Consider the following 26,494-nt stretch of genomic DNA (forward strand, 5'->3'; position numbering starts at 1 on the left):
AGTTAAGTTGGACTGGTCACCTGATCTTCAGCCTAATTTTTTGTAAGTTTATCCACGATTCCTTATTGATGCAAACAAGACAAATTTTTTCCGGCCGCAGCCGTTACTGGCTTGTCGGCCTATTCGTTGTTTTGTTCGCGGTTGGCGCGGCGCTGCGTTTTTATTGGCAAAGGGACGCCGAATCGAAGCAGGCGTTCTTGGCCGATTCGACCGTCCAGATCGTCTACGGCGACATCGAGGAAAACGTGACTGCGCAAGGTAAGCTCGAACCGAAGGAATATGTCGATATCGGCGCCCAGGTCACCGGCCAATTGCAGAAGCTGTTTGTCGAGATCGGCGATGTCGTCAAAACCGGGCAACAGCTGGCTCAAATCGACCCGCGCATCTATGCGGCCAGGGTGCAAGCCGATGAGGCCAGTATCAATAATCTGAAAGCACAACTGGTTCAGCAGGAAGCGCTGATCTTGTTTGCAAAACGCCAGTATGCGCGTAACCAGCAGTTGTATCCGACCAAGGCGGTCAGCCAGGAAACGCTGCAAAACAGTGAATCGAATTACAAGGCTGCCATGGCGCTCGCCGATTCGATCCGGGCGCAAATACAGCAAGTTGAATCGACGCTTTCCGGCGACCGTACCAATCTGGGCTACACGAAGATTTTCGCGCCGATGGACGGCACCGTCGTGCAGCAAACCGCCCGCGCCGGTCAAACCCTGAACGCGAATCAGCAGACTCCGAACATCATGCAACTGGCCAAGCTCGATAAAATGACCGTACGTTCGCAGACCGCCGAAGCCGACATCATGCGCATCAAGACCGGAATGCCGGTCTATTTTACGACGCTCGGCTCGGAGCAGCGTCGCTGGCAGGGCATCGTGCGTCAGATACTGCCGACACCGGAAGTCGTGAACAATGTGGTTCTATACAATGTGCTGATCGATGTGGACAATGCGGACGGGCAGCTGATGAGCGGCATGAGCGCGCAGGTTTTCTTCGTGCTCGGCGATGCCAAACACGTGCCGGTGATCCCGGTCAATGCGCTGGGTAAACGCCTGCACGAGCAGGACAATCCACAGGGCAGGGCGTATCAGGTCAAGATGATCGCTGCCGACAACCAGGTGCAGGAAAAGGTGATTCATGTCGGCTTGCAGAGCCGCCGCTTCGCCGAGATCCGCGAAGGCTTGGCGGTTGGCGACCGGGTCAAGCTGACGCTGGCGGCCGCCAAGAAGAATGGGGGTAGGGACTCCTACCGGCCGCCGAGCATGCCGCGTCTATGAGCGCAAGTCCTGCAACAGCCGAGCCGTTGCTGAACCTCGAACATATCTGCCGAACCTTCAAAAGCGGCGACAATCTGATTCGGGCGCTGGACGACGTGTCGCTGAAGATTTGGGCCGGCGAGTTCGTCGCGATCATCGGTCAGTCTGGCTCCGGAAAATCGACATTGATGAACCTCCTGGGCTGCCTCGACCGGCCGACATCGGGCAGCTATCGGGTCGCGGGGCGGGACGTCTCCCTGTTCGATCCCGACGAACTGGCCGCGTTGCGCCGGGCCACCTTCGGCTTCGTGTTTCAGCGTTACAATCTGCTCGGCTCGGCCAGCGCGGAAGAAAATGTCGAAATTCCGGCGCTTTACGCAGGCGAACACAAGATTGAGCGTATGGCCCGTGCGCGCAAACTGCTTGCCGATCTGGGCCTTGGCGACCGCTGCGACCACCGGCCCTCGCAGCTGTCCGGAGGCCAGCAGCAGCGGGTCGCGATCGCAAGGGCCTTGATGAACAATCCGCCGGTGCTGCTCGCGGACGAGCCGACCGGCGCGCTGGATAGCCGCAGCGGCGAGGAAGTGATGGCCTTGCTTGGCGCACTGCACAAGTCGGGGCGCACGATTTTGTTGATCACGCACGATGCCGGCGTCGCCGCGCATGCCGACCGGATCATCAACATCAGCGACGGCAGAATCAGCGCCGATTCCGCCCCCGAAGGCGGCAATACGCCGCATCCGGAAGTGAAAATCGACACCGGCGGCAAGGCCGGCATCCTCGCGGACATCGGAGAAGCGGTCAAGACCGCCTTGCGCGCGCTGCGAGTCAATCTGTTCCGCACCGCGTTGACCCTGCTCGGCATCATCATCGGCGTCGCGGCGGTGGTCACGATGCTGGCGGTCGGCGAGGGCAGTCAGCAGGACGTGCTCGATCAGATCCGCTCGATGGGCACCAATCTGTTGTCTATCCGCCCCGGCGCGCCGGGTCTGCGCGGCGCCAGCGACGTGATTACCCTGACGCCCGACGATGCGGAGGCGATCCAGGAATTGCCGAATGTCGAGGTCGCGCTCGCCGAACGCAGCAGCCGGCAAACGGTACGTTTCGGCAATATCGATTATGCGACCAGCATTCAGGGCGTCGGCGCGGCCCTGCCCAGGGTCCGCGACTGGCCGGTCGCGGAGGGCGATTTTTTCACCGAGCGCGATATCCGCCGCTATGCGCCGGTCGTCGTGCTCGGCCAGACCGTCGCGCAGATTCTTTTTCCCGAGGGACTCGATCCACTCGGTCGCTATATCCTGATCGGCAATATCCCGTTCGAAGTGATCGGCATCATGTCTCCGAAAGGCGCGTCCGGCTTCGGCGGCGACCAGGACGACACGGTGTTCGTGCCGATCAGTACCGGCCTGATCCGCCTGTTCGGGCAAAATTACCTGAACGGCGTCACCGTGCGCGTCAGCGATGTGTCGGCGATCGAAGACACCGAGGCCGCGATTAACGATCTCTTGCTGTCGCGTCATCAGACCGAGGATTTTCGGATACGCAACATGGCGTCGATCCTGCAAACCGCCACCGCGACGCAGAATACCCTGACCACCTTGCTCGGCACGGTCGCGGCGATTTCGCTGCTGGTCGGCGGCATCGGCGTGATGAACATCATGCTGGTCAGCGTGACCGAACGCACCCGCGAAATCGGCATCCGGATGGCGGTCGGCGCGCGCCGCCGCGACATTTTGCTGCAATTCAACACCGAGGCGGCGGTGGTCTGTACCTTGGGCGGCATTTTGGGCGTCCTGCTCGGTTACGGCACCGGCAAGACGCTTTCGATGTTTGAGATGCGCGTAATTTTTTCGCCGCTGCCGGCCATCCTGGCGTTTTCCTGCGCGTTCGGCACCGGCGTGCTGTTCGGTTTTTTGCCGGCGCGCAAAGCGGCGCTGCTCGACCCGGTCGTGGCGCTGGCGGCGGAATGATGCGGATCAAACAAGGCATTTTGGGCGTTTTTCTGCTGCTTGCCGGCTGCTCTTTAGTGCCCGACTACCAGCGTCCGGCCGCTGCCGCGCCCGAGGCCTGGAAGAATCAGGCGCCGAAACCGACCGCTGTGGCAACGATTTCTCCGGACTGGTGGACGCTGTTCGGCAGTGCCGAGCTCGATCGTCTGATGAACGAAGCGTTGGTCAATAACCGCGACTTGACCGCGGCGATCCAGCGCATCGACCAATTCCGAGCGCTCGCGAAAATCGCCGGCGCGCCGCTCTTGCCGGCCGTCGGCGCCATTGGTCGTCATATTTACACCGACAGCACCCGTGCAGGTCCTGGTCAGAACACCCTGGAAGGCCAGTGGAACCTGTCCTACGAAGTCGATTTGTGGGGGAGGCTCCGGGCCGGCCGCGACAGCGCCCGCGCGCAACTCGACAGCTCCCGCTTTTCTTACGATGCCTTGCGCCTGACCGTGATGGGCGATGTCGCGCAATCCTATTTTACGCTGCTCGGCCTCAGGGACCGCAGACGCATCGCGCTGGATAATCTGAAAAACATCAGTGACGTGCTGGACATCATCGCATCGCGTTTCGAGGCGGGCAGCGCGACCGCGCTCGATGTCGCGCAGCAGCAGACCGAGCGCGCGAATGCCGCGGCCGCGGTGGCTCGGCTCGATCAGGACATCGCGCAAGCCGAAAACGCGCTCGCGGTGCTGCTCGGCCGCCCGCCGCAACAGTTCGAACCGCGCGGCCAAAGCCTGCAAGGCATCCAAATCCCCGGCGTCGACCCCGCCCGCCCGGCCGCCTTGTTCGAACAGCGGCCCGACATCCGAAGCGCCGAAGCCGAACTGATCGCCGCGCATGCGGACATCGGCGTCGCGCGCGCGGCCTTCTATCCGAAACTTGAGCTCAACGCGGACAACATCTTCACCGCCGCGCTGATGTCGCAGCCGGCCGGTATCGGCGTCGCGCTGGCGTCATCCCTGACCCAGCCGATCTTCCAGGGCGGCCGCCTCGAAGGCGAACTCGAACGCACGAAGGCGAGGCGAGGCGAACTGGTCGAGATTTACCGGCAAACGATCTTGACCGCCTACCGCGAGGTAGAAGATGCGCTTGCGCTCGGCCGCCAGGCCGCGCGCCGCCGCGAGGATTTATTGCTGTCGGTCGACAGCGCAAGACAGGCTTATGAACTGGGCCTGGAGCGTTATCTGGCCGGCGCGACCGATTATCAGACCTTGCTGAATGTGCAGCGCAGTTTATTGAACGCGCAGGATAGCGAGGTACAGGCGCATACGGATGTGTTGACCGCGTCGGTGTTACTGTACAAGGCGTTGGGCGGCGGCTGGCGGCGTTTGTAGCGTGCGCGGTGCTTACCTTTGGGATATTCAGGCCATCCGAAAGCTTCTGAATGATCTTGTGGATTTTGAAGGCTTTAGACATTAGAAGTTAAGGGTGCATCAAAGATGTTTGGCCAAATTTTATCTAACCGGCAAGCGTGCCAGTCGATCGAGCCGTTTTCTGTGCTATAATGGCGTCTTCAAGCAGGAGAGGTGGCAGAGCGGCTGAATGCGCCAGACTCGAAATCTGGTATACGGTTTACCGTATCGAGGGTTCAAATCCCTCCCTCTCCGCCATCATTTAGCTTATTGAAATATAAGTAAAAAGTCGACATAACCCTATTTTAAAAACGGTTTTTGCTGCAAAAACCTGCTACAAAAAGGGTCGTTGTCATGGCTAAAATCCCCTACTTGATAAGGCGAAAAAACGTCTTTTATTTTCGTCTTGTTGTCCCCTCCGGTCTTCGCGAATCGGCTAAAGTTCGCGAGTTTACCCAAAGCCTTAAAACCGAATGCCGGAAAGAGACAACCCTTCAAGCGTTAAAACTTGCCGCGCATTACAAGCGGCTCTGCATGATTTAAAAACTGGCAAGGTTCAGAAGTCGGTCAATTGGTTTTATCCGAACCAGTAGATAAGTTGACCATCACGCCGCCCATTATCCCTACCGTTCAAATCAAATCGTCTGCTGCGCCGCCGCTGCTGTCGGTCGTCATTCTCGGCTTCTTGAAACGACACGATCAAAACAAGAAAGCCAATTTCACAAAGCTTGTTGTTACCCTGCCGATATTTCTTGATCTGGTTGGCGACAGGCTCATCAATCAGCTTTTGCAAGCCGACATAAACGGCTATTTTGATGAAGTTCAGAGCTTGCCACTTTGGCATCACGCCAAAATATTTGCGGCATGACGGCACGGGAGATGATCAAGCGAATATCGTCTAGGTGCAGATTGGGAGCGAAGCGGGGCGCGCTGCCGTATTGATGTTTTGTGCTTCAATTGCGCCAGGATGCAAGCTAATAGAGATTGCCGGCACGAGTGACCTCGTTATCTAGTGATAAAACTCCCGAATAATCTGCTGCTGGCGTTCTTGCTCCATCTCGTTTTGAATCCGCTGATTTTGTATTTGCAGCTCAAGCTGCCGCTGCTCTAGCCGTTGCCGATCCATCCGCTGCCGCATGCTGCGTTGTTGCTCCATGCTTTGCCTCTGCGAGTCATAGTCCTGATAGTCGTCGTAATTAGGCCTTGGCTTACGCTGATTTTCCATTTGCAACTGTCGCCGCTGTTGATCTAGCCGCTGCCGTTCTTTCCGTTGCTGCTCGCGCTGCTGCTGTTCTAAGCGCTCTTGCTCGGCGCGTTGGTAATACATATCGCTTTGTATCTCTGAATCAGTTTTCTGATTGTAGCTGTAATGCTCTGGCTGACGCCTTTTCGCGTTTTCATGCTCGATAGACAGGGCGTTCACGATGCCTGGCACGACGGCAATGGCGATAAAAAGTGAGAGTATTTTCATGGGATTCCCCCGCATTTTTATTCAAAAAAACCAGAGTTCTGCCAATTGCGTCTTTTTTGGATGCTTTGTTTCCCAGAGGCAGCTGCAGTGATTTTGCATGGAATGACAGTCAAACCGAAACTCATCTCGTTTCGCTACATCATATTAGAAAGCGTATCGCAATGGCGAGTTCAGACCCATTGACGCCAAGCATGAGAGGAGTGCTTTATGTTGAGTAACCCAGCGACGAATCCCACTCAAAAAGCCCATGCTGGCTTTCAGGCCGCTTATCTGACGTTGCTTGAAAGCGGCGAACTGGAACAGCGCGCCCGTATTGCCCGGCAGCACCTGCAAGACTGCGACCTCTGCGCGCGCTATTGCCGCGTTGATCGTCTCCGAACCGTGCAGGGCGCGGTATGTCGGATCGGCGCGCGCGCCGTCGTTTATAGCTACGGCTCCCATCACGGCGAAGAAGACGTGCTGCGCGGCTGGAACGGCTCGGGCACGATTTTCTTCAGCGGCTGCAATCTGCGCTGCGAGTTTTGCCAGAACTGGGAGATCAGCCAGAAGCGGGCAGGGCGCGAAGCGACCGCCGAGGAAATCGCGGCGATGATGCTGGATTTGCAGGTCCAAGGTTGCCACAACATCAATTTCGTCAGTCCGAGTCATGTGGTGGCGCAGATTCTCGAAGCGACTCTGATCGCGGCCCGTCACGGGCTCAGGCGGCCTCTGGTCTACAACACCGGCGGCTATGACAGTCCCGAGGCACTCGCCTTATTGGATGGCATCATCGATATCTATATGCCGGACATGAAATACGGCGATTCTGCGCTAGCCCACCGCTATTCCCATGTGCGCGATTATTGGGAGGTCAATCATGTGGCGGTCAAGGAAATGCACCGCCAGGTCGGCGATCTGCAATGGGATGAGAATGGCCTGGCCTATCGGGGTTTGTTGGTACGGCACCTGGTTCTACCGAATGGACTGGCCGGGACCGAAAAGGTGCTGGAGTTCATCGCCCGCGAGATTTCCACGAACACTTATCTGAATCTGATGGACCAGTACTATCCCTGCTACCGGGCAGGCGGCATCCCGGAGCTGTCCCGGCCTGTTAACGCGGCAGAGTATCAGGAAGCGCTGGCTATTGCCCGGCGACTCGGCCTGAATCGTCTGTCCGGCGTATAGAATGGACGAACGAAGGAAGTCCAGTCTTCGCGATTGCTGGGCTGCGTGCCTTAACTCTCGGCAAGATTAGCCAGCCTAACAGATATTGGATACGGATTGAAACCTCTTTCGCCCAATTCTACTCTAACAACCAAGGTATTGATGATATGGAATTGCCGCAGACTCACCTCTTCACAAGCCAAAGACTAAAGTCTAGCTCTTTCTCTATAGAGATACCGGCCAATCCGGCACGACAGTAGCAGGAAAATCGCAAATCCTGAGTGATGCCAGAACCCTATCGCGTAAAGAAATTAATGAAATTTGCATAAAAACTTATGGTAGGATTAAAGGTGATTTACGCTGGTCGAAGTGGATTCTACGGGAACAACAATTTGGAGCATTGCAATGCGCAGAGCGATTACCGTGATCTCATTTACGTTGTATGGGGCCTCCCTATTGATTTTTATTTCAGCCTTATTAAGCCCTTTGCGGAGAGAATCGACTCCGCGAGAAGTAAGCAATACGGAGGCCTACGCATCGCCTGAATCACTCGAGCAGCCTATCGAAAAGCCGGCGCAGGAACAAACGCAGAGTTACGAGGCCACTAGCAAGGGGGAGCCATCCATCACGCAGGTTGAAGGCAAGGTTGAGCAAAACGATAATGTAATTGATGCAAGCCGGGAGGATTCGCGCACTATGCCATCACTACAAGCCGCTCCGGAGGCACCTATCCCGCCACGCGATGAAAAACCGCCAGAGTCAGTCAATTCAATCGCGGCAGAGGAAAAACCTTCTTCTCAACGCAGGCCGATGACGCTGCTCGTTCTGGGTGATGGCTCGTTTTCTCCAGGCGTGGCGATACCCCAAGCCAGCGCACAAGAAGCAATCGATAAAATTATCCCTCTGATTCAAGCGCAGCCTTTGGATAAAGTCATCATTGAAGGACATGCGGATAAATCGATACCGGATGGCTTCACCCCCATGCAAGCCTCAAAGTGGAATAAAATCGTCTCGATGCTGCGGGCACAGTCCATTGCCCAACTACTGAAGAAAAAAGGGGTCGCCGGCGACAGAATCACTTTTAAGGGGCTTGGTGATGCCGTTCCGCTGGCATCCAACCGTACAAAAGCGGGGCGCTCGAAGAATCGCCGGGTGGAGATAAAACTCTCGCCTCCTCGACAGAAATAGTTAAATTGCACTTTGCCTGGAAATTATTTGTCTTTAGAAAGCTTACCCTTTGAAAATCTTCCTGATCCAGCATATTTTTTCGACCTAGACTATTATCGGTATTTGCTTGGTCGAATGATGGAAAGCCAATGGGCGGGAAGAAGTATAATGATAGTGGCGGGGCCGAGTGGTTCGGAAAAAGCCGCCTTTACTGAGAAACTCATGGCGTCTGTTTCCGAGAATACCAGGATAATCTGGTTAGCGGTGCCGCCGGCTAGCAGTGACAAACTTTTGCTTTTTCTGACACAGGAATTGCATATCAGCCCCGAATCGCCCGACAGGACTTTTGTTTTAAGAGATATTAAGGAGTATGTGTTAAAACTCCATAACGAGGGCAATCGTTGCCTGGTCATTATGGAGGAAGCGCATAAAATTTCCGAGGATGTGCTGGAATGTGTACGGCTTTTGAACAATCTGGAACAAGGTAGTATGTATACCAATCATTTTGCATTACAAAACATGCCGTTTGAAAACGTTGCTGATCCGGCATGTTTTTTCAACCAGGGCGATTATAGCCGTGTGCTCAGCCGCATGATCGATAGTTTGTCGGCGGGCAAAGGCTTGATGGTGGTGGCGGGGCCAATCGGCGCAGGGAAAACCACTTTGAGTCAAAAACTCATAGTATCCGTTCCCGAACAAACCAGAATCATTTGGCTAGGCGAGCCACCCGAGACCAGTGAAGAATTGCTGCTTTTTCTGACCCAGGAATTGCATATCAGCCCTCAATTGCCCGGCAGAGTTTTTGTTTTAAAGGATATTAAGGAGTCTTTGCTCAAGCTTCTCAATGAGGGCAATCGCTGCCTGTTGATTATAGACGAGGTGCATAAAATATCCGACGATGTGCTGGAGTGTGTCCGGCTTTTGAATAATCTGGAACAAGGCAGTTTCAAGCTTATTCAAATACTCCTGGTTGGGCAGGATGACTTCCTTGTTAAATTGAACAGGCCGAATCTGGAGTCGTTCAAACAGCGCATTGCCTGGTTGGAATCGATTGGCCAAATGACTCCTTTGCAAACGTATGAATATATCCTGCATCGATTGAAAGTCGCGGGGAGCCAGTCGAGCATTTTTACTGACGATGCCCTTGAAACCGTCATCTATGCGGCTCGCGGCACGCCTCGCTTAATCAATACGTTTTGCGACAGGGCGCTTCGTATTAGCTATGAAGCCAATAAAACGATCGTTGATCTGGATAGCGTGAGACAGGCAGCCGATGAAATAGGCTTAGGCGGCGAAGTTTTTCTGCGGCTGGTGAATCGTCGCGGGGAGGAAGCGCAGCAAAATGTTGCGCTGCAAGCATCGTCCTTAAAGGATAACGCCGACACGGTCGAGTCCGATACAAGACGAATGGAAAGCCCGCCTGTTGGCAAAGTCCAATCGGCGCCTACACATCAGGATAAATCCTCATGGTTGTTTACGATATTGCTGCTTTTGGGCTCCCTTTTATTGTTGGCAGCGAGTCTTTTGTTTTATACCGAAAGCATGTGAGCGTGAACTCGACGTTTTAACTTTGTATTCCTTGGCTTTTTATAGGCAAACGATGGTAAAAGTAAAGGCTTGTCATTCCAGATGCGGCGGGTATATTCGATAATAACATTCCAGAGGGCTGTGTCATGGTTAATGATGATCGAATCCGCCTATCCCGCTCGCGATCGAGAAAGATCGAACAACAACAGTTAAGACGGCGGGCGCTCAAAATCGTCAACCGCCATACATGGTTATCGGGCGGCATGGGGCTGATTCCGACGCCTTTGTTATATCAAGCCGCCGTGGGCGGGCTATTAGGCAAGATGCTTTACGATCTCTGCGGGCTTTACGGCACCAGCATGACACGGCAAAAGAACAAAGCCATTGTTGCCTCGGTTCTCGGCGGCGCGCATTCCGAGTGGATCAGCGTTTATCTGGGAAGCAGCATCAGAAAAATCCTACCCGGTTTGGCGGCAATCGGCCATCCTGTTATCCGGCCGGTCGTTGCGGCCGGGGTTACTTACTCCATCGGTAAACTTTTTATTCAGCATTTCGAGAGCGGCGCCTGGTTGCAGGATGCCGCGGTGTCGAGCGTATCGGATCTTCCGGTCCGGCAAAGACGACAGGACAAGAAACGTCCTTACTGATAGGAAGCGGGACCATCGGCGTTAATCATGCCCCTTTACTTCTGAAAGCCTTCGGCTCCCTTTTGTAATAGTTGTTTGATTCTGGCGCGTATTGCGCTAGACTTTAGTTTCGATTCGATATAATAATCCAGGTCGGACACAGGGGTGCATTATGAGAGATAAGATGCTTGCTTTGCTGATGTTGTTATTCAGCCTGATGGGGTTCAGCGGCATCGGGGTTGCCGGCACCGACAAACCCGATTTTGAACAGCTCAAGAAAAGTTATTATGACGGGCATCCCGGCAAGGGATCGCACGCCGCTTATTGGGAACCGATTCCTATCCAGAAATACTGGAATCCTAAGAATTTCTACAAGCCGCCCAAAACGGTTCAGGGCGAATTCGGCCGCGATGCCTGCGCCACTTGCCATGAAGCCTCCACCCCGGGCGCATTCCATGCCTGGAAAAACAGCGCACACAGTAACCTCTCCGCGATTCGTAACCTGCCCGACAGCGATGTGCGCGCCTACAAGAAGCAAAAGCTGGCCGAAGTGGAAGCCAATTTGGTCAAACAGGGGCTCCTGAAAGCAGGCCAGCCGCTCGATCAGGTCGGCTGTATCGATTGCCACGGCGGTGTCGGTAAAGAAAAAATCAATCACGCCGAAAATCTGGTGATGCCGGACCGCGCCGCCTGCGGCACCTGTCATTTGGATGAGTTCGCCGAAGCCGAGTCGGAAAAAAGCCAGGAGTGGCCGCAGAAGCAATGGGGTAAGGGCCATCCTTCGCATGCGGTCGACTGGGAAGCGAACGTCGAAAACACCATCTGGGCGGCCATGCCGGAACGGGAAGTCGCGCAAGGCTGCGACATGTGCCATTACCAGCAAAACAAGTGCGACGGCTGCCATACCCGCCACAGCTTCTCCGCCGCCGAGGCCCGGCAGCCGGAAGCCTGCTCCACCTGTCACAACGGCGCGGACCACAACGAGTTTGAAAACTTCATGATGTCCAAGCACGGCACCGTGTACCAAACGCAGGGCAAAGCCAAGTGGAATTTCGAAGTCCCGCTGAAAGACGCGCTCGCCAAGGGCGGCTATACGGCGCCGACCTGTCAGGTCTGCCACTTCGAATACCAGGGCGGCTATTCCCACAATCTGGTGCGCAAAGTGCGCTGGGCCTTCAACCCGACGCCGGCCATCGCCGACAATCTCGGCCATTCCTGGTTCGAGGACCGCAAACAGGCCTGGGTCGACACCTGTAGCCTGTGCCATTCGGCCAGTTTCGCGAAGGCTTATCTCGATGCGGCCGACAAGGGCACCGTGCAAGCCCTGGCCGTGGAGCAGGAAGCCAAGAAAGTCGTCACTCAGCTTTATGACGACGGCCTCCTGGTCGGCCAGAAAACCAATCGCCCCAATCCGCCGGCGCCGGAAAAGGACGCGCCGGGCGGCTTCTTCCAATTGTTCTGGGCGAAAGGCAACAACCCCAGCCGCGTCGAGCGTATCCATGCCGACATGTGGGAGCATGATTTGATCAAGCACTATAAGGGCATGTTCCATACCAATCCGGGCGGCTTCACCTACACCGAAGGTTGGTCGAATCTGATGAAGGACTATGCCGAAATCATGGATGAAGACACCCGTCTGCGCGAGAAGGCCGGTCAGTCAGCGGCCGGCAGCAAGGCGGCCGTCGCTCCGGCATCAACGGCAAAGAGCGAAGCAGGCGGCAGCGGCCTGAGTTTCACCGGCCTGTTATTGATCGCGTTGGGACTCGGCGTCGCCTATAAGGTGTTTGGCCCTTTTCGATTCAAAAAAGCAGAAGCCACAGAACCGGGCGAAAAATCACCGTGATGTCTGAAAAAACACGGAAGGGACTGCTTGGGTTGTTGAGTATCGTGCTGCTCGCAACGGGCGGCACGATGCTATACCGGCAATGGGCATCTTCGCCTGCGATGCCGGCGGACGGCGGTGAACAACTCAACGTCCGCCATGCGCCGGAAGCGCCGGCCGGTGCGCAGGGCCGTTTCCCTGCGCAGTCGGTCGAACGCTATACCTTCAGCCAGGATGGCAAGGATCTATTCGATCTGCTGCTGGCTCGCTATCTGGATAATGAAGGCAAGACTCAGGGCGCGGTGCTGTTTCCGAAGGACATGCGGGAGATTGCTTCGACTCCGACCGGCTTGCGTCATGAGGTTTGGCAGTCCGCCGCCGATGTCATCGCCCGCAAGGCGCCGGAAGACGCCCTGTTCCTGAGCTGGTGGGACGATGGCCAGCGCATCCGTTACCTGAGCGGCAAGGAGCCCTGGCTGCAGAGGCCGGCTAGGCAGACCTTCGTCAATCCGGTATGGAAGGCGTTGAAGGACAATCTGCCCGCGGCATCGGCCGAGGAGGGCGCGCGCTTGGAGCAAATGGCGCGCTGGCTGACCATGGACGGCGACACAGCCCTGGCCGAGATTGCCGCGCATTTCGGCGCCTCTCGGCCCGTCTATCTGCTGGTGAATAATGACCTGCTGTTGCATCTGGCCGAGCTTTCCGCCTACGGCGGCGCGCCCTTGGCGCTCGATTCCAAAAATATCCCGGCGGGCAGTGACTTGCATGGGGATATCGCCCAGGTCAAGCGCTGGGCTCAAGAAACCGGCGACGGCAATTATCTGGCGCAGAAAGAGGGCAATTATTACCGCGTCTGGTCCACGCCCGATGCGAAAGCGAAAAACGCGCTGCTGGTGCGGCTCCTGCCTTTTGTCGATTCGCTAAAGCAAATGCCTGCGGGCGTCAGCCTGGTGTACCAGAGTCATTGGGGCGGGTTTCTGTCCATTTATAAAGTCGATCACCGCCAATGCGTTAACGCTTGCAACCGTGGAGAATAGCGAGGGTCAGAAGCTCAGGTTTTTTGTTTCTGCTTCTGCTCGAACGCCGCCAATTGCTCGGGCGTTGCCTCCTGCTGATATTTATCACGCCATTCTTGATAAGGCATGCCATAGACGATCGTCCGGGCTTGTTCATAATCGACCGCTTCGCCGCGTTCCTGTGCGGCCGCCGCATACCATTTGGCGAGGCAGTTGCGGCAAAAATCGGCCAGCAGCATCAAATCGATATTCTGCACCTCGGTATGCTGTTGAAAATGTGCAATCAGCCGTCTAAAGGCCGCTGCTTCGATTTCTGTCTGTGTTTGTTTATCCATGTCTATTCTCCTGTAATTCAAAACCATTTTATCAGAATCCAAAAGTCGAATGATGTACATTTGACCGCGCGGCCATTATAATATCAACCCATTCCTGATGGACGGACAGTCCACGACCTCGGAACTTGCAGGTTCCTGCCCCAACCGCGAAAGGCGGCCACGGCGATCCCAGCTGTATTAACCTTTTTCTCCGGCAGCGGATGCGACGAAAACAGCGAAAGTTGAAGGCAAATGGGGCCGTTTCATGACAGCGGAAAAGGCGGCCTTGAATTCAGCCGTCGCCATCCCCATTATCTTTGCTCGGGCTCTTTCTGGTCATGTCCGCATTATCAGAGTTTAAATCCAACACTAACGAAAACACGGCGCCCTCCATCGCACCAGACGCATGAATCCGATACTCGAATTTTTTCCGATCGTTTTATTTTTTATCGCCTATAAGTTTTACGATATTTATGTCGCCACCGGCGTCGTGATTGTCGCGACCATTTTGCAGGTTGCCATCAGTTGGTATAAGACCCGCAAGGTCAGCACGATGCAGTTGATAACCTTAGGCTTAATCCTAGTGATGGGCGGAGCCACGATCATTCTGCAAAACGAACAGTTCATCAAATGGAAATTATCGATCATCGAATGGCTGTTCGGCGTGGTCTTCCTGGGCAGTCAGTTTGTCGGTAAAAAAACGGTGATCGAACGGATGCTGTCGGCCAATCTGACTCTGCCCGATGCGATCTGGCGGCGCCTGAACACGCTGTGGGCGCTTTTCTTCCTCGGCGTCGGCTTCATCAATGTCTATGTGATGTATCACTACAGCACCGACGATTGGGTCATGTTCAAAACTTTCGTGGTGCCGGGGCTGATGGTCGTTTTCCTGCTCGGGCAAGTCGCGTTGATTTATAAGCATCTGCCGGAAGGCGAGGAATAATCCGTGTTATACGCGATCATCAGTGAAGATGTAGAAAATAGTCTGGCCAAAAGGTTGGCCGTCCGCCCGAAACATCTCCAACGGCTGCAGGAACTTCAGGACGCGGGACGGCTGGTGTTGGCCGGTCCGCATCCCGCGATCGACAGCGAAAATCCGGGCGACGCCGGCTTTAGCGGCAGCCTGGTCGTTGCCGAATTTACGAGCCTCGAGGCCGCGCGGCAATGGGCCGACAGCGATCCTTATATCGAAGCCGGCGTTTACGCCAAGGTTATCGTCAAACCGTTTAAAAAGGTCTTTCCTCAATGACAGCGCAACTGATCAAGCAATTACTCACCGAAGCCCTCGCTCCGCAAACACTCGAAATTATCGACAACAGCGCCGCTCATGCCGGACACGCCGGCAACCGAGGCGGCGGCCATTATCATGTCACGATTGTATCGCCGCAGTTTGAAGGCAAGTCGATGGTGCAAAGACACCAGATGATTTATCAGGCGCTCGGCGATCTGATGAAGCAACAAATTCATGCCCTCGGCATCAATGCTCTTACCCCCTCAGAAGAAACCAAAGGAAATTAAACGATGAATAAAAAAATCATCCCTCTGCTCGTCGCAGGCGCCGGCCTGGTTGCCGGTTGTGAACAACAATCCGGTGATACCGGGGCCCCTTCTTCCGCGGCGCCGATCGAAAGCATTGTCAAAAAAGAAGACGCGGTCGCTTCGGTCAACGGCAAATACATCAGCAAGGCGCAACTGGAAGCCCTGGAAAAAGAAATCGCCGCGCGCGCGCATGGCGCAAATTTTCCCAAGGAAAAGCTGGTCGAAGAATTGATTCAACGCGAATTGCTGGTTCAGGATGCGCTGCAAAAACAATTGGACAAGTCGCCTGAATATCTGGAACAACTGGAAGACGCCAAAAAATCTATCCTGACCCAGACCGAACTGAAAAACTTCTTCAAGACCAATCCGGTCACCGATGCGGAAGTGAAGGCCGAGTACGACAGCAAGGTCGCTGCCGAAGCCGGCACCGAATACAAGGCGCGTCATATCCTGGTCAAGACCGAAGATGAAGCCAAAAAGATCATCGCCGAACTCGACAAGGGCGGCGACTTCGCGAAGCTGGCCAACAAGCATTCGATCGACGCGAAGGATTCACAAAACGGCGGCGATCTGGGCTGGTTTGTCTCCGATCAAATGGTCAAGCCTTTCTCCGATGCGGTCGCCAAGCTCGAAAAAGGCAAATACACCGCCGCGCCGGTGCAAACCCAATTCGGCTGGCATGTGATTCTGCGTGAAGATTCCCGCAAGCAAACGCCTCCTCCGCTGGAAGCGGTCAAGGATCAATTGACGCCTTACCTGCAACGTCAAAAATTCCAAAAAATGATCGAAACGATGCGTCAGCAGGCAAAGGTCGAGATTCTGGTGCCGCTGACCGAAGAGAAACCGAAAGCCGAAGCGCCGGCTGCTGCGGGTGCGGAACAAAAACCGGCTGCCGAAGGCGCTGCCGCCAAAGAAGTGGCACCGGCTGCGCCAGCACCAGCGGAAGAAAAAGCACCGGTAACCGAGGTCGCTCCGGCTCCTGCTGCGGAACCTGCGGCGCCAGCAGAAGCGGCGAAACCGGCCGCCGAACCTGCAGCAAAGGTAGAAGCCAAGCCGGAAGCATCTGCCCCGGCTGCTGAAAAGAAATAATCAGGATGATTCGATCCTGACCGCATTTGGGACGGGGCATTCGCCCCGTCCTTCAAATCTACGGACGGAAACTATGCCTTCCGTCCATCCTGATCTTCGTATCAACCTCTCCAGGGTTTTATTCAGTCCGTAGCCAGCAAAGCTTCTTTGAAGGCATCAAAATGCCGGCCCAGCATCGAATCGGTCGGGCGCTCGGGCAATGACAATTGCGCTTCAATGTTCATCGGAAATGTCGCCAAGAAATGCCGTCTGAGCAGCGAGTCTTCGGGCAGCTTGACATGATCAGAGCATTGGCTGCGGCATGACTTTACGGCTGCAAGCGCAACAGGTGCAGCAGGTGCAGCAGGTGTTGCAATCGGCCGGGCGGTATCCACAGTCGTCCGCATCGCCAGCGTCGCATCATAATGGCGGGCCAGCATCGAGTCGCTTGGACGGGTCGGCGCATAAGGCTTAGAGCCAGTCGGGAGGGGCGGCTCTGAAGGCTTGGCTGCTGCGGCCACGTGGGTGATGAAATGACGGCGCAGCATCGAGTCCTGGGGCAGATCATGCGCAGGGCCAGGCTTAGGGGAAGTCGTAGGCCGGGTTTCCGCTTTGACTTTCGGCACCGGTTCCGCTACCGGCCGAGGCTCGGCAACCGGAGGCGGATCGATCACCGCGGTCGCGATTTCGGCCGGGACGGCTACGGATGCTTCTACAACGCTGGCGGCGACGGTTTGCACAGTCGACGTTTCGGGAATCCTTTCCTGGTGCGCGGCTTGTTGACGGCGTTGCCCGGCGCTTTGGATGGCAGCAGCCGTTTCCTGGCCAGATTTGCGGCAGGCGCTCCAGACGATGAAAGGCGTTATCACGCCGATAAATGCGGAGACGCCGGCGACCACGGCCAGGCCTAGCTTTTCGAGGATGATCAGATACATCATCCACCAAACGAAAAGGGCGAAGGCGACGAAGCCGAAAACAAACTGTAAACTCAAGCTGAACAGCGGGATCAGGCGGTGTTTCTGCGCCGGAATCTCGCCGTTTGCGAGGGCATGCAATTCCTTTCGATGCAGTTTCCTTGCACGCTGCAAATTGATGATTTCGAATAAGGTGATGATCAGCAGGATCAGCACGCCGGCAACCGTTGCCTGAATTTCTATAGCGATCGAATCTAAAATAGCCATAAATCCTCCTACTTGTTATTTAAAAAATCATCATCAAACACGGCAATTCTTGCCGGCAGCCCTCGATAATTAAGTTAGGCGAAAGTTTTTGCAGCTTGAATCAAGTGGCTGGGTTTAATGCTTGAAATTTATCAGAAACTCCAACGATTTTCTAATAAATTATTTTTCATGCTTAGCCCATCGCGTTTTTAGCCGGGGATGCTGAAAACACAAGAGTAAGACAAATTTTGACGGCGATTGTCCCCGCGGCGGAGCAATAAAATTAGAGGAGGAGGTCAGGCGAAAGCGGAAGACAAAAAACGGCGGGCAAAAAAAATGCGGTGGATTAGACCGCATCAGAGAAGGATAACTAACTCCGGATTCCCGTCGGGAATCTTGCATCTCAGGAGTTAGTTAATATTCTAATCAGATTTGTCAAGATGGGAATGTGGCATTTTGTCGCATCATTTTTCGCCCCCTTCCGGGGGCTCGGTTTGCGGCTCAATGTCCAGCAGATTGCTCAGTTTCGCAAAGTCTTCCAGCGTCAGATTTTCCGCCCTGAGTTTCGGGTCGATAGCCAATGCATTCATCTCGTCATCGGAAATCAGGTCTCTCAATGAGTTGCGCAAGGTTTTCCGGCGTTGCGAGAAGGCATGCGTGACGACGCGATTCAAATTTTCCCGGCTATGGACCTGAACCGTCCGTTGGCGGTGCGGCGTAAGCCGAACGATAGACGACATCACCTTCGGCGCCGGTTCGAAGCTTTCCGGCGGCACGTCGAATAGATGTTCCGCCTCGCAGTCATATTGCATCATCACGCTGAGCCGGCCGTACTGTTTATTGCCGGGCTCCGCGCACAATCTTTCGACGACTTCCTTTTGCAGCATGAAATGCATGTCTTCGATGCAAGGCGCGCTGCTCAGCAGATGAAACATCAGCGGCGTCGAGATGTTATAAGGCAGATTGCCGACGATGTGCAGCCGTTCGCCTTCCTTTGCCAGTGCCGAAAAGTCGAACTTCAATGCATCGGCGCTGTGAATGCTGAAATTCTCTCGGCCGGCAAATTTTTGCTTCAATAAGGCCACCAGATCGCGGTCCAGTTCGACCACATCGAGACGCACGCCGGCTTGCAGCAGCGGCCCGGTCAATGCGCCCTGGCCGGGGCCGATCTCGACCCAATGCTGGCCGGGCCGGGCGCCGATGCAGGCGATGATCTGGCGGATAACCGACTGGTCATGCAGAAAATTCTGCCCGAAACGTTTGCGTGCAATATGCGCCATCTTATTTCTCTCTTCCCATCGCCATTTGCGCGGCGGTTTGCAGTGCATAGAAGAGGCTTCCGGTCTCGGCCTTGCCGGTGCCGGCCAAGTCCAGAGCGGTGCCGTGATCGACCGAGGTGCGGATGATCGGCAGCCCCAGGGTGACGTTGACCGCCTGACCGAAGCCCATGTGTTTCAGCACCGGCAAGCCCTGGTCATGATACATCGCCAGCACCGCGTCCGCGTCAAGCAGATATTTGGGCGTAAACAAGGTATCCGCAGGCATCGGGCCGTGCAGGTTCATGCCTTGTCGGCGCAGGTTGTCGAGCACAGGTGTGATCACGTCGATCTCCTCGCGGCCCAGGTAGCCGTTTTCGCCGGCATGCGGATTGAGTCCGCAGACCAGGATCTTCGGCCTTTCGATGCCGAAACGGCAGCGTAAATCGTGTTCGAGCACGCAGATGACCTGGCGCAGGCGGCTGTGCGTGATCGCCCGGCTGACATCGGCCAGCGGCAAATGGGTGGTGACCAAGGCGACCCTGAGGCCGGGCGTCGCCAGCATCATCACCGGGTTGCCGCCGGTGATGCCGGCAATGTATTCGGTATGGCCGGTAAACGCCTGGCCGGCATCGTTGATCACGCCTTTGTGCACGGGACCGGTCACCATCGCGTCGAACAGGCCGTCGATGCAGCCTTTGACCGCTTTGTTCAGCGTTTTGAGCACATAAGGGCTGTTGGCCGGATTCAGGCGTCCGCACTGTACAGGCTCGATCAGATCGACCGGCAGGACCGACAATTCCCCGCGCCGGTGCGGCGCGGGATTCGACGCACCGTCAAAGCGCTTCAGCCGGATAGGGAGGCCCAAGCGTTCCGCGCGCTCGGCCAGTAAGGCTTCGCAGCCGACCACGACCACGTCGCAAGGCAAATCCTGTTGCGCGAGCTGAATGCAAAGATCGGGGCCGATACCGGCCGGTTCGCCGGGCGTCAGGGCAATCCGCGCCAAAGCGGTCGTAAGCGCCATCGTCCGTTTAACCCGCCTGTCCGTCGACACGCGGCGCCGTCAGGATCGGAGAATAAACATAGAAGAACAGCGCAAATGCGGCCAGCCAGAACAGCATCGATACATAAACCAGCGTGCCGTACCAGTCGGGCAAGGCAAGCGGCAGCAATACCCGGATCAGAGCCGCGACGTTCAACAGGATGAAGCCGATCGCCATCGCATTCGAAACGCGCAGCGCCCGGCCGGTGTGACCGAGGGAGACCCGCGCCATCATGCCCAGGGTTAAGACGCCGATGCCGCCGACCGTGAAGGCATGCAGGGGCAGGGAAGGCAACACCTTTCCATACGCCGAAAGCGCGGTCAGGCCAAAGCCCAAGATGATCCAGCCGTAACCCGCATACAAGACCCACAGCAACGGCACATACCAGACGCGCTGCACATACCACCCCCAGACGCGCGCGAAATTGAACAGCACCGCAAGGCTAGAGGCGAGCGCCAACACTGTTCCCGAAACCCCGGCCAGCAACAGGCCGTAAACCAGCACCGCGCTGCCGATCGCGCCGTATTCATACAGCGGCTGGCTGTTGACCCGGATGCCCGGCAAGCCGCGCTCGGTAAAAAACGGAAACACCCGCCCCGCGATCACCAGGATCAGCAGCACGATCGTCGCGACCGCCAATTGCAGGCCCAGCCAGGTCAGATGCGGGGCCGATGTGAGTATGCCGGCGTGGATCAGGCCGTTCGCAGCGGTCAATAACAGCAAGATGCCGACAAAGATCAGATTGACGTATTGCCGGGTTGCCAGGATAGGCTTGGCGATCTGATAGGCCAGCGCGGGTAAAAAGGCAAAATCGATCGCCGCGATCACCGCATCGGGCAAGAGCCCCGCATAAAACGGCGCAATGCGTCCGTACAGCCAGATCAGGCACAGGGTCGCCAATTGGTCGCCGGTCGGCGTCAATCGGGAGGAGGTCCAGTTTTTGACTGCGGTCAGCAGAAAACCGGCGATTACCGCGGCCGAATAGCCGAGCAGCATCTCATGCGCATGCCAGTTGACACTGCCGAAATAGTTGGCCGCGCTCAGCTTGCCGTTATAGATCGCATTCCACAGCACGATCAGCAGCAGTGCCGAAAGGCCAGCCAGTACGAAGAACGCTCTGAATCCTAAGGCGAAAAGCGGGTAATCGAAAAGTTTGGGTGAGGTCATAGAAAAGTGCTCCATCCGATCCGGTTCGGCTCCATAAACCCGGCTATTATACGCAATTATCCGTGAAAGGGTCTTATGCTTTGCCCATCGACGGTCAAACCGTGAACGCAAGCAAAGGTTTATCCGTTATCAGGATCGATTTATAATCGAGGGAACTTCAAACTCTATCTAAAGGAGACTCGACCATGGCGGAAACATTATCCCAAATGATCCCGCTCGGCGCGATCGCGCCGGACTTTTTATTGCCCGATACGGTGACCGGCAGGACTTTCGGTTTGCAGGATCTGAAAGGCGACAAGGGCACCATCGTGATGTTCATCTGCAATCACTGTCCCTATGTGCTGCATGTGAAGGGCCAGTTGATCGCAATCGCCAAGGAATACAAGGACAAGGGCATCGCGACGATCGCGATCAGCGCGAACGACGTAAAGAATTATCCCGACGATGCGCCCGATAAGATGAAGGCGCTGATGGACGCGTGGGGAAGGCCTTTCGCGGCTTATCTGTACGACGAAAGCCAGGACACCGCCAGGGCCTATCAGGCCGCCTGCACGCCCGATATTTATCTGTTCGATGCGGCGCTGGCCTGCGTGTACCGAGGACGCCTCGACGGCTCCACGCCGAAAAATGACGTGCCGCTGACAGGGGCGGATCTGCGCGCCGCGCTCGACAATCTGCTCGCGGGCCGGACGATCGATCCGCAGCAGATTCCGAGCATGGGCTGCAATATCAAATGGAAGGCGGATTGAGGCGTAGGGTGCGCATCGCGCACCTTGGAGGCAACGGTTTGTTTAGGCCTAAGGTGCGCGATACGCACCCCACAGGAGAAAAACACCTTAATCGATAAAACGCCGGGTGATGTCGCCGAATGCATCGATCCGGCGGTCGCGCAGGAAGGGCCAGATCTGCCGGACGCGCGCGCTGCGCGCCGGGTCCAGCGTCGTGGTCAGGACCTTGACTTCGCTCGCATCCGCGCTGTCCAGGATGTCGCCCTGCGGCCCGGCAATGAAACTGTTGCCCCAGAAGTTGATGCCGACGCCGGCTTCCTGATCGGGCGCCTGCTCGAAGCCGATCCGGTTGCAGGCAATCACCGGGATGCCGTTCGCGACCGCATGCGCGCGCTGGATCGTGATCCAGGCGTTCAGCTGGCGCTGGTGTTCTTCGTCGGTGTCATTCGGGTCCCAGCCGATCGCGGTCGGATAGATCAACAGGTCCGCGCCGGCCAATGCCATCAGCCGAGCGCCTTCCGGATACCATTGATCCCAGCAGACCTGCACGCCGAGCTTGCCGATCGAGGTCTCGATCGGGGTGAAGCCGAGGTCGCCGGGCGTGAAATAATATTTTTCGTAAAAGCCCGGATCGTCCGGAATATGCATTTTGCGGTATTTGCCGGCGATCCTGCCGTCCTTGTCGAAGACGACCGCGGTATTGTGGTACAGGCCCGGCGCTCTTTCTTCGAAGATCGTCGAAACGATCACGATTTTCAGTTTTTTCGCGGCGGCGGACAAAACCTCGGTGGTCGGGCCCGGAATCGGCTGGGCCAGGTCGAAGTTATGGTAATCTTCGTTTTGGCAGAAATAAGGCCCCAGGTGCAGTTCGGGCAGCACCACCAGGTCGGCCTTGGCGGCCGCGGCTTCATGGATTTTCTCGATCGAAAAGTCGAGGTTGCTTTGCCTGTCGAGGTGGCAGGGCTGTTGTACGGCGCTAACGATGATCGGCGATTTCATAAAACGATTCAAAAAAGGTTGACTCAATCCGCTTATTTTATAACGGTTTGTCTGACAGGTGTGCAGGAGATAGTCGGGGCAGGACCGGGGTTCCGTCCCCTATAGAAAATGAGCGCTTCCTTAGCGCAAGCTGTCCAGATGCTTGAACAGCAACAGGATGATCGCGCCCGGAATGATCGCGGCGGTGATCTCCCAGTAACCCATCTTCATCAGCACGAGCTGATTGCAGATCAGCAAGACGGTATAGGCGAATGCCGCCCAGCGCCTGAGCAGCCACAAGCCGGCGATGCAGACCAGGCTCAACGCCACCGAAAACGCAAAATAGGCCGGGTAGATCGCGCCGACCTGTTTGGACATCGGCGAAAATACCAGATTGATCATCTGTATCGCATTGATCAGACCGATCACGCAGAGGGCGATGATCATGGCCGGTTTTTCCAGATTCCAGCGTGTGTCGTTCATCAGGATTTCCTCAAACAAATCGAAGGGAAGGTCGCGTTCTTGCCGAGGCAGGCGGCTGATTTCCCGCCTGCCTCGTGCAGGGATCTATCCGATTCTCAGGCGCTGCCGCGCAGATCGAAGGCAGCCTCTGCTTCGGCAGGGCTCGGCGTAAAATATTTTTTGAAGGCCGGCACAAAGCTGCCGGTGATCGGTATCGAGTAGAAGCAATAAATCGCGGCCGCTTCGCCGGTCGAAACGCCGAACAGCCATTGCGGCACGAACAGGGTGAAAAGCGCCATCACGCCGTGATAGAGGCCGATTCGCCAGTTGTTGGGCCAGACGAAGGCGCTGAGCGCGAGCGCGAACAACGAGCCCCAGGTCACCAAAAGCCCCAAAGCGCTCTGAATCGCATAGGCGACATGGTAAGTGCCCATGTAGAGGCAGGAAATCATGTTGCCGATGAAGTTCGGTTCGATGTCGAACAACTGGATTTCCTTCGGCAGGAAGCTGAACAGGATGAACGAGCCGCTCAGGGTCGCGCCGACAATCGTCGCGCGTTTCAGGGCGCCGGGATCGGTCGAATAGGTCGCCAGGGCCGGCATGATCGCGAAGGATTGCAGGGCGATATGATAGGTCGATAATTCGCTGAGCAATTGGTTGGTGCCGTAGCCGCATTGGCCGGCGACCGGGTAGGCGAAATACTGGATCAGTTCCATCAACGAAAAATGAAAGATCGCGAAGGCCCGGGCCGCGCGCACCGGCAAGGTTTCGCTTTTATCCATAAACGTGACGCCCGAGGCGGCGAAGCCGATGATGCCCAGGCCCAACGACATATTTGCACTAAAACACATAACGATCCTCATCAATTAAGAGTTGATACAATGCAAAGCAAACGGCGCGGAGAATATCTTATTCCCCTGAAGTGGTAATGTTTTTTGATGCGCCCAATAAAAAAGGCGTGGCGGACAACTCCGTCACGCCTTTTCCCCCGGGCAAGGGGTGAAAAACTAGGCTTTTACCGAATTTGCGATCGCGTTGAACGCTTCGACTTTGGCTTTGCCGATCTTGACCAGATCGACGCCGGTTTCGATGATCATCGGGCACAGGCCAGGCGTCCGATAGACGATCAAGCCCAGGTAGGCGACGGCCGGAATCGCGATTGCCGCGCCGATGAAGCCATGCAGGCCGACGAGGCCGAACAGCTTGATCAGCAGGGTGACCGCATCCAGAGGCAGTAAAATCATCGCCCCGAAATAGGTGATGACCACGAAGGTGAACACGACGAACACCACGAACTGGAGCAACCTGACCAAGGCGACATTAATCTTTTTCATATGACTCGTAATTTCCTGATTCCACTAAGTAAGCTTTAGTCAAAAAAGAATCCGCAGCGCATCGACGCGCTTTCTTTTTTTAATCGGGAATTATATCTTAAAGCTGCTCGAATCATCCATTTTTATTCCGCCCTGCGGCTTCTTCAGGAAAAACCGATACAGCAGGAAGCCCGCAATAAAGCCGCCCAGATGCGCCCACCACGCCATCTTGGCCGCGCCGCCTTCGAACAAGAGCGACGTCGTCGCTTCATTCAATTGAATGATCACCCAGACGCCCAAAAAGGCGATGGCGGGGACGCTGACCACGATCGGCAACAAGAAGATAGGCAACCACAGAATGACGCGCTCCAGCGGATAAAGAAAGAAGTATGCCGCCAGGACGCCGGCAATCGGACCGGAGGCGCCGACCACCGGAATTTCCAGGCGCGGATCGAAATACCATTGCAGGCCCGTGGCGATCAGGCCGCACAGCAAATAAAAGACCAAAAAAGACCAATGTCCCATCCTATCCTCGACGTTATCGCCGAAGATCCATAAAAACCACATATTCACGATCAAATGGAACCAGTTGCCGTGCAAAAACAGGTTGGTCAGAAACGACAGGTAAGCGTCGAAAGGCAAGCCCACCCGTTCCGCCCATGCCGGATCCGAATAACGCAGCGGCACCATGCCGAAACGGGCAATCAGCGGATTGCTGACCGCATAGGGCAAAAACTGCAGCCAGACAAAAATGCCTGAACAGACAACGATAAGTCCCCAGGTGACCACGGGGCGGGTAAGGCAGGGAGCGGTATCTCGAATGGGAATCATGAGTTAACTCCGTGAATGCTACTGATAATTGATATAGTAATGCAAAAGGCCGCTGATGAGAGGATAAAGTTCCCGTTCGGCCAAGATGGCGAATTCAATCGTTAAAGCGATGGCGCGCCAAGGTTCTCGAAGTCGGGCGTATAAGGATGGATGTCGAAGTGTCCGCTGGTTTTCCCGGCGGCGGGGAAGGTGTTATTTGCGGAAAAATAAATTGGCCAGCAGCGTCAGCAGCAGGCTGATCACGATCATCGAGGTGATCGGAATGAAGATGAATTTTTTGCCGTCTTCGATACGAATGTCGCCCGGTAATTTGCCGAACCAGGCGAAGAGGCCGGGCAGATAAGTCAGGACAAGTCCGATCACGGTCAGCGCGATACCGATAAGCGTGAACAATTTACCGATCGGCATAAAGACCCTCGCAAGAATGACAGGCGGTAAAAACGGCGGCGCGAAAAAACAGCCAGCGACATCGGCTGGCTGTTTTTGCCGTGGACAAGCGTTATCTTACCTGAAATCCTGAGTCAGATGCTCATACCGCCATCGGTCGGGGCGACAATTAACCTTTATCGGTCACGGTCACGCAAAGGTTGGTCGGTTTTTGCTGGGCATTCAGCACCGGTTTCAGGGTAAACGCAACGATCGTGTCAACGCCGGCATCGCCTAAATCCTTGACCGGCACGTTTTCGACCGAAATTTTGCTGCCGTTCACCTTCCATTGATAATCGGCGTCGAAGGCGGCATTTTTACCCGAGTTTTCCAGATCGACTTCGAAGTTGGCGCCCGCGCAGGCGGCCGTCGGCTGTTTTAAATCGAGCACATGGGTGTGGAAGCCGCTTTCCTGATTTTCGTGCGAGCTGTCGTCGATCGGCAGGTGAGTGACCACGACGAGCAGATTATTCGCATTGTCGGTCAACGCCGCATAGCCGAAGGCGCCGGATTTGCCGTCCACCGGGATCGGTTTCGCGGTCTGGATTTCCAGTGCCAGGGTTTTATTGTCACCCTTTCCCGCGACTTTGACCGAAGAGCGCCAGATCGACAGATAGCCTTCGGTTTCGGACATCGCCGCGCTGCTTGCCAGGCACAAACCGGTTGCAGCGGCCAGCAGAGTGATAGTCTTGATAAATTGCATGAGTGACCTCCGAGCATTATAGGTATCGAATCGATATTATAATGACAAAGCAGAGGAATGCAAACTTTTACTTTGCTTATTGTGCAGGGTGAACCTCGCTGGGGTCATGATTACGCCCCTGAGGATGGA

29 protein-coding genes and 1 tRNA gene are annotated in these 26,494 nt (G+C 55.8%); 17 read left to right on the forward strand and 13 right to left on the reverse strand.

Going from position 1 to position 26,494, the window contains the following annotated elements:
- Nucleotides 1–68: 68 nt before the first annotated feature.
- The 6 genes from ACEPPP_RS15845 (at nt 69) to ACEPPP_RS15870 (ending at nt 5,473) form a co-directional block, all read left to right on the forward strand.
- Nucleotides 69–1,274: an efflux RND transporter periplasmic adaptor subunit gene (locus tag ACEPPP_RS15845; RefSeq protein WP_374088320.1), complete on the forward strand. Its 1,206-nt coding sequence runs from the start codon at nt 69–71 to the stop codon at nt 1,272–1,274.
- Nucleotides 1,271–3,223, forward strand: coding sequence for a MacB family efflux pump subunit (locus ACEPPP_RS15850; protein ID WP_374088322.1), 1,953 nt, complete (start codon nt 1,271–1,273; stop codon nt 3,221–3,223). Before ACEPPP_RS15845 ends, ACEPPP_RS15850 begins: the two co-directional genes overlap by 4 nt.
- Nucleotides 3,220–4,587: an efflux transporter outer membrane subunit gene (locus ACEPPP_RS15855; protein WP_374088323.1), complete on the forward strand. Its 1,368-nt coding sequence runs from the start codon at nt 3,220–3,222 to the stop codon at nt 4,585–4,587. Before ACEPPP_RS15850 ends, ACEPPP_RS15855 begins: the two co-directional genes overlap by 4 nt.
- Nucleotides 4,588–4,773: 186 nt before the next feature.
- A tRNA-Ser gene (locus ACEPPP_RS15860) sits at nt 4,774–4,863 on the forward strand.
- Between the two features lie 96 nt (nt 4,864–4,959).
- Nucleotides 4,960–5,148, forward strand: coding sequence for a DUF6538 domain-containing protein (locus ACEPPP_RS15865; protein WP_374088325.1), 189 nt, complete (start codon nt 4,960–4,962; stop codon nt 5,146–5,148).
- Between the two features lie 28 nt (nt 5,149–5,176).
- Nucleotides 5,177–5,473 (forward strand): hypothetical protein, encoded by a 297-nt coding sequence (locus ACEPPP_RS15870; RefSeq protein ID WP_374088327.1) that lies wholly within the window; start codon nt 5,177–5,179, stop codon nt 5,471–5,473.
- A 141-nt stretch (nt 5,474–5,614) separates the two neighbouring features.
- On the opposite strand, the gene ACEPPP_RS15875 is transcribed toward ACEPPP_RS15870, so the two are convergent.
- Nucleotides 5,615–6,091, reverse strand: coding sequence for a hypothetical protein (locus ACEPPP_RS15875; RefSeq protein ID WP_374088329.1), 477 nt, complete (start codon nt 6,089–6,091; stop codon nt 5,615–5,617).
- A 192-nt stretch (nt 6,092–6,283) separates the two neighbouring features.
- On the opposite strand from ACEPPP_RS15875, the gene ACEPPP_RS15880 reads away from it, so the two are divergent.
- The 6 genes from ACEPPP_RS15880 (at nt 6,284) to haoB (ending at nt 13,398) form a co-directional block, all read left to right on the forward strand.
- The gene (locus tag ACEPPP_RS15880) at nt 6,284–7,240 is read left to right on the forward strand and encodes a radical SAM protein (protein ID WP_374088330.1); all 957 of its coding nucleotides are present in this window, start codon (nt 6,284–6,286) and stop codon (nt 7,238–7,240) included.
- 384 nt (nt 7,241–7,624) lie between these two features.
- Nucleotides 7,625–8,407: an OmpA family protein gene (locus tag ACEPPP_RS15885; RefSeq protein ID WP_374088332.1), complete on the forward strand. Its 783-nt coding sequence runs from the start codon at nt 7,625–7,627 to the stop codon at nt 8,405–8,407.
- A 27-nt stretch (nt 8,408–8,434) separates the two neighbouring features.
- The gene (locus tag ACEPPP_RS15890; RefSeq protein WP_374088334.1) at nt 8,435–9,934 is read left to right on the forward strand and encodes an ExeA family protein; all 1,500 of its coding nucleotides are present in this window, start codon (nt 8,435–8,437) and stop codon (nt 9,932–9,934) included.
- A 125-nt stretch (nt 9,935–10,059) separates the two neighbouring features.
- A complete protein-coding gene (locus tag ACEPPP_RS15895; RefSeq protein WP_374088336.1) occupies nt 10,060–10,560 on the forward strand; it encodes a YcjF family protein in 501 nt (166 codons plus the stop codon).
- 151 nt (nt 10,561–10,711) lie between these two features.
- On the forward strand, nt 10,712–12,382 hold the full coding sequence (locus ACEPPP_RS15900; RefSeq protein ID WP_374088338.1) for a multiheme c-type cytochrome: 1,671 nt from the start codon (nt 10,712–10,714) through the stop codon (nt 12,380–12,382).
- The gene (gene haoB / locus ACEPPP_RS15905; RefSeq protein WP_374088340.1) at nt 12,382–13,398 is read left to right on the forward strand and encodes a hydroxylamine oxidation protein HaoB; all 1,017 of its coding nucleotides are present in this window, start codon (nt 12,382–12,384) and stop codon (nt 13,396–13,398) included. The genes ACEPPP_RS15900 and haoB overlap by 1 nt, the downstream gene beginning before the upstream one ends.
- Nucleotides 13,399–13,412: 14 nt before the next feature.
- On the opposite strand, the gene ACEPPP_RS15910 is transcribed toward haoB, so the two are convergent.
- The gene (locus ACEPPP_RS15910) at nt 13,413–13,712 is read right to left on the reverse strand and encodes a DUF1244 domain-containing protein (protein WP_374088341.1); all 300 of its coding nucleotides are present in this window, start codon (nt 13,710–13,712) and stop codon (nt 13,413–13,415) included.
- A gap of 385 nt (nt 13,713–14,097) precedes the next feature.
- Here ACEPPP_RS15910 and ACEPPP_RS15915 point away from each other — a divergent pair, with 385 nt between their 5' ends.
- Genes ACEPPP_RS15915 through ACEPPP_RS15930 form a run of 4 tightly spaced genes read left to right on the forward strand, consistent with a single transcriptional unit; the run spans nt 14,098 to nt 16,319 of the window.
- On the forward strand, nt 14,098–14,634 hold the full coding sequence (locus ACEPPP_RS15915; protein WP_374088343.1) for a septation protein A: 537 nt from the start codon (nt 14,098–14,100) through the stop codon (nt 14,632–14,634).
- Nucleotides 14,635–14,637: 3 nt separating this feature from the next.
- On the forward strand, nt 14,638–14,940 hold the full coding sequence (locus tag ACEPPP_RS15920; protein ID WP_374088347.1) for a YciI family protein: 303 nt from the start codon (nt 14,638–14,640) through the stop codon (nt 14,938–14,940).
- The gene (locus ACEPPP_RS15925; protein ID WP_024298270.1) at nt 14,937–15,209 is read left to right on the forward strand and encodes a BolA family transcriptional regulator; all 273 of its coding nucleotides are present in this window, start codon (nt 14,937–14,939) and stop codon (nt 15,207–15,209) included. Before ACEPPP_RS15920 ends, ACEPPP_RS15925 begins: the two co-directional genes overlap by 4 nt.
- 3 nt (nt 15,210–15,212) lie before the next feature.
- Complete coding sequence (locus ACEPPP_RS15930; RefSeq protein ID WP_374088349.1) at nt 15,213–16,319, forward strand: peptidylprolyl isomerase; 1,107 nt, start codon at nt 15,213–15,215, stop codon at nt 16,317–16,319.
- 122 nt (nt 16,320–16,441) lie between these two features.
- Here ACEPPP_RS15930 and ACEPPP_RS15935 read toward each other — a convergent pair whose 3' ends face one another.
- From ACEPPP_RS15935 to ACEPPP_RS15950, 4 genes are all read right to left on the reverse strand, one after another.
- The gene (locus tag ACEPPP_RS15935) at nt 16,442–17,479 is read right to left on the reverse strand and encodes a hypothetical protein (RefSeq protein ID WP_374088350.1); all 1,038 of its coding nucleotides are present in this window, start codon (nt 17,477–17,479) and stop codon (nt 16,442–16,444) included.
- 443 nt (nt 17,480–17,922) lie between these two features.
- Complete coding sequence (gene rsmA, locus ACEPPP_RS15940; RefSeq protein WP_374088351.1) at nt 17,923–18,738, reverse strand: 16S rRNA (adenine(1518)-N(6)/adenine(1519)-N(6))-dimethyltransferase RsmA; 816 nt, start codon at nt 18,736–18,738, stop codon at nt 17,923–17,925.
- 1 nt (nt 18,739) lies between these two features.
- Nucleotides 18,740–19,738, reverse strand: coding sequence for a 4-hydroxythreonine-4-phosphate dehydrogenase PdxA (gene pdxA, locus ACEPPP_RS15945; RefSeq protein ID WP_374088352.1), 999 nt, complete (start codon nt 19,736–19,738; stop codon nt 18,740–18,742).
- Nucleotides 19,739–19,745: 7 nt separating this feature from the next.
- Entirely contained in the window at nt 19,746–20,924 is a 1,179-nt protein-coding gene (locus ACEPPP_RS15950; protein WP_374088353.1) for an NnrS family protein, read from the reverse strand.
- A 185-nt stretch (nt 20,925–21,109) separates the two neighbouring features.
- On the opposite strand from ACEPPP_RS15950, the gene ACEPPP_RS15955 reads away from it, so the two are divergent.
- On the forward strand, nt 21,110–21,673 hold the full coding sequence (locus ACEPPP_RS15955) for a thioredoxin family protein (protein ID WP_374088354.1): 564 nt from the start codon (nt 21,110–21,112) through the stop codon (nt 21,671–21,673).
- Nucleotides 21,674–21,760: 87 nt separating this feature from the next.
- On the opposite strand, the gene ACEPPP_RS15960 is transcribed toward ACEPPP_RS15955, so the two are convergent.
- The 7 genes from ACEPPP_RS15960 to ACEPPP_RS15990 all read right to left on the reverse strand — a co-directional run bounded on the left by ACEPPP_RS15960 (nt 21,761) and on the right by ACEPPP_RS15990 (nt 26,365).
- Nucleotides 21,761–22,651: a carbon-nitrogen hydrolase gene (locus ACEPPP_RS15960; protein ID WP_374088355.1), complete on the reverse strand. Its 891-nt coding sequence runs from the start codon at nt 22,649–22,651 to the stop codon at nt 21,761–21,763.
- 120 nt (nt 22,652–22,771) lie between these two features.
- Nucleotides 22,772–23,113 (reverse strand): hypothetical protein, encoded by a 342-nt coding sequence (locus ACEPPP_RS15965; protein WP_374088356.1) that lies wholly within the window; start codon nt 23,111–23,113, stop codon nt 22,772–22,774.
- A gap of 95 nt (nt 23,114–23,208) precedes the next feature.
- A complete protein-coding gene (locus tag ACEPPP_RS15970) occupies nt 23,209–23,943 on the reverse strand; it encodes a DUF5765 domain-containing protein (RefSeq protein ID WP_374088357.1) in 735 nt (244 codons plus the stop codon).
- A gap of 156 nt (nt 23,944–24,099) precedes the next feature.
- Nucleotides 24,100–24,426 carry a hypothetical protein gene (locus ACEPPP_RS15975; RefSeq protein ID WP_024298260.1) on the reverse strand — a complete coding sequence of 109 codons (327 nt, stop codon included), beginning with the start codon at nt 24,424–24,426 and terminating at the stop codon, nt 24,100–24,102.
- 90 nt (nt 24,427–24,516) lie between these two features.
- Entirely contained in the window at nt 24,517–25,236 is a 720-nt protein-coding gene (locus ACEPPP_RS15980) for a rhomboid family intramembrane serine protease (RefSeq protein WP_374088358.1), read from the reverse strand.
- Between the two features lie 192 nt (nt 25,237–25,428).
- Nucleotides 25,429–25,644: a DUF2905 domain-containing protein gene (locus tag ACEPPP_RS15985; protein ID WP_374088359.1), complete on the reverse strand. Its 216-nt coding sequence runs from the start codon at nt 25,642–25,644 to the stop codon at nt 25,429–25,431.
- 148 nt (nt 25,645–25,792) lie between these two features.
- Nucleotides 25,793–26,365 (reverse strand): hypothetical protein, encoded by a 573-nt coding sequence (locus ACEPPP_RS15990; RefSeq protein WP_374088360.1) that lies wholly within the window; start codon nt 26,363–26,365, stop codon nt 25,793–25,795.
- Nucleotides 26,366–26,494 lie beyond the last annotated feature (129 nt).

This window comes from Methylomicrobium lacus (assembly GCF_041897535.1).
In the GTDB taxonomy this organism is placed as follows: Bacteria; Pseudomonadota; Gammaproteobacteria; order Methylococcales; family Methylomonadaceae; genus Methylomicrobium; species Methylomicrobium lacus_A.

Coding starts and splice junctions, on each gene's coding strand:
- ACEPPP_RS15965 (WP_374088356.1), bottom strand. CDS start 23,113: ATGAACGACACACGCTGGAATCTGGAAAAACCGGCCATGATCATCGCC.
- ACEPPP_RS15960 (WP_374088355.1), bottom strand. CDS start 22,651: ATGAAATCGCCGATCATCGTTAGCGCCGTACAACAGCCCTGCCACCTC.
- pdxA (WP_374088352.1), bottom strand. CDS start 19,738: ATGGCGCTTACGACCGCTTTGGCGCGGATTGCCCTGACGCCCGGCGAA.
- ACEPPP_RS15850 (WP_374088322.1), top strand. CDS start 1,271: ATGAGCGCAAGTCCTGCAACAGCCGAGCCGTTGCTGAACCTCGAACAT.
- ACEPPP_RS15925 (WP_024298270.1), top strand. CDS start 14,937: ATGACAGCGCAACTGATCAAGCAATTACTCACCGAAGCCCTCGCTCCG.
- ACEPPP_RS15980 (WP_374088358.1), bottom strand. CDS start 25,236: ATGATTCCCATTCGAGATACCGCTCCCTGCCTTACCCGCCCCGTGGTC.
- rsmA (WP_374088351.1), bottom strand. CDS start 18,738: ATGGCGCATATTGCACGCAAACGTTTCGGGCAGAATTTTCTGCATGAC.
- haoB (WP_374088340.1), top strand. CDS start 12,382: ATGTCTGAAAAAACACGGAAGGGACTGCTTGGGTTGTTGAGTATCGTG.
- ACEPPP_RS15985 (WP_374088359.1), bottom strand. CDS start 25,644: ATGCCGATCGGTAAATTGTTCACGCTTATCGGTATCGCGCTGACCGTG.
- ACEPPP_RS15895 (WP_374088336.1), top strand. CDS start 10,060: ATGGTTAATGATGATCGAATCCGCCTATCCCGCTCGCGATCGAGAAAG.
- ACEPPP_RS15880 (WP_374088330.1), top strand. CDS start 6,284: ATGTTGAGTAACCCAGCGACGAATCCCACTCAAAAAGCCCATGCTGGC.
- ACEPPP_RS15955 (WP_374088354.1), top strand. CDS start 21,110: ATGGCGGAAACATTATCCCAAATGATCCCGCTCGGCGCGATCGCGCCG.
- ACEPPP_RS15970 (WP_374088357.1), bottom strand. CDS start 23,943: ATGTGTTTTAGTGCAAATATGTCGTTGGGCCTGGGCATCATCGGCTTC.
- ACEPPP_RS15900 (WP_374088338.1), top strand. CDS start 10,712: ATGAGAGATAAGATGCTTGCTTTGCTGATGTTGTTATTCAGCCTGATG.
- ACEPPP_RS15845 (WP_374088320.1), top strand. CDS start 69: ATGCAAACAAGACAAATTTTTTCCGGCCGCAGCCGTTACTGGCTTGTC.
- ACEPPP_RS15875 (WP_374088329.1), bottom strand. CDS start 6,091: ATGCGGGGGAATCCCATGAAAATACTCTCACTTTTTATCGCCATTGCC.
- ACEPPP_RS15910 (WP_374088341.1), bottom strand. CDS start 13,712: ATGGATAAACAAACACAGACAGAAATCGAAGCAGCGGCCTTTAGACGG.
- ACEPPP_RS15930 (WP_374088349.1), top strand. CDS start 15,213: ATGAATAAAAAAATCATCCCTCTGCTCGTCGCAGGCGCCGGCCTGGTT.
- ACEPPP_RS15935 (WP_374088350.1), bottom strand. CDS start 17,479: ATGGCTATTTTAGATTCGATCGCTATAGAAATTCAGGCAACGGTTGCC.
- ACEPPP_RS15975 (WP_024298260.1), bottom strand. CDS start 24,426: ATGAAAAAGATTAATGTCGCCTTGGTCAGGTTGCTCCAGTTCGTGGTG.
- ACEPPP_RS15885 (WP_374088332.1), top strand. CDS start 7,625: ATGCGCAGAGCGATTACCGTGATCTCATTTACGTTGTATGGGGCCTCC.
- ACEPPP_RS15990 (WP_374088360.1), bottom strand. CDS start 26,365: ATGCAATTTATCAAGACTATCACTCTGCTGGCCGCTGCAACCGGTTTG.
- ACEPPP_RS15855 (WP_374088323.1), top strand. CDS start 3,220: ATGATGCGGATCAAACAAGGCATTTTGGGCGTTTTTCTGCTGCTTGCC.
- ACEPPP_RS15950 (WP_374088353.1), bottom strand. CDS start 20,924: ATGACCTCACCCAAACTTTTCGATTACCCGCTTTTCGCCTTAGGATTC.
- ACEPPP_RS15915 (WP_374088343.1), top strand. CDS start 14,098: ATGAATCCGATACTCGAATTTTTTCCGATCGTTTTATTTTTTATCGCC.
- ACEPPP_RS15865 (WP_374088325.1), top strand. CDS start 4,960: ATGGCTAAAATCCCCTACTTGATAAGGCGAAAAAACGTCTTTTATTTT.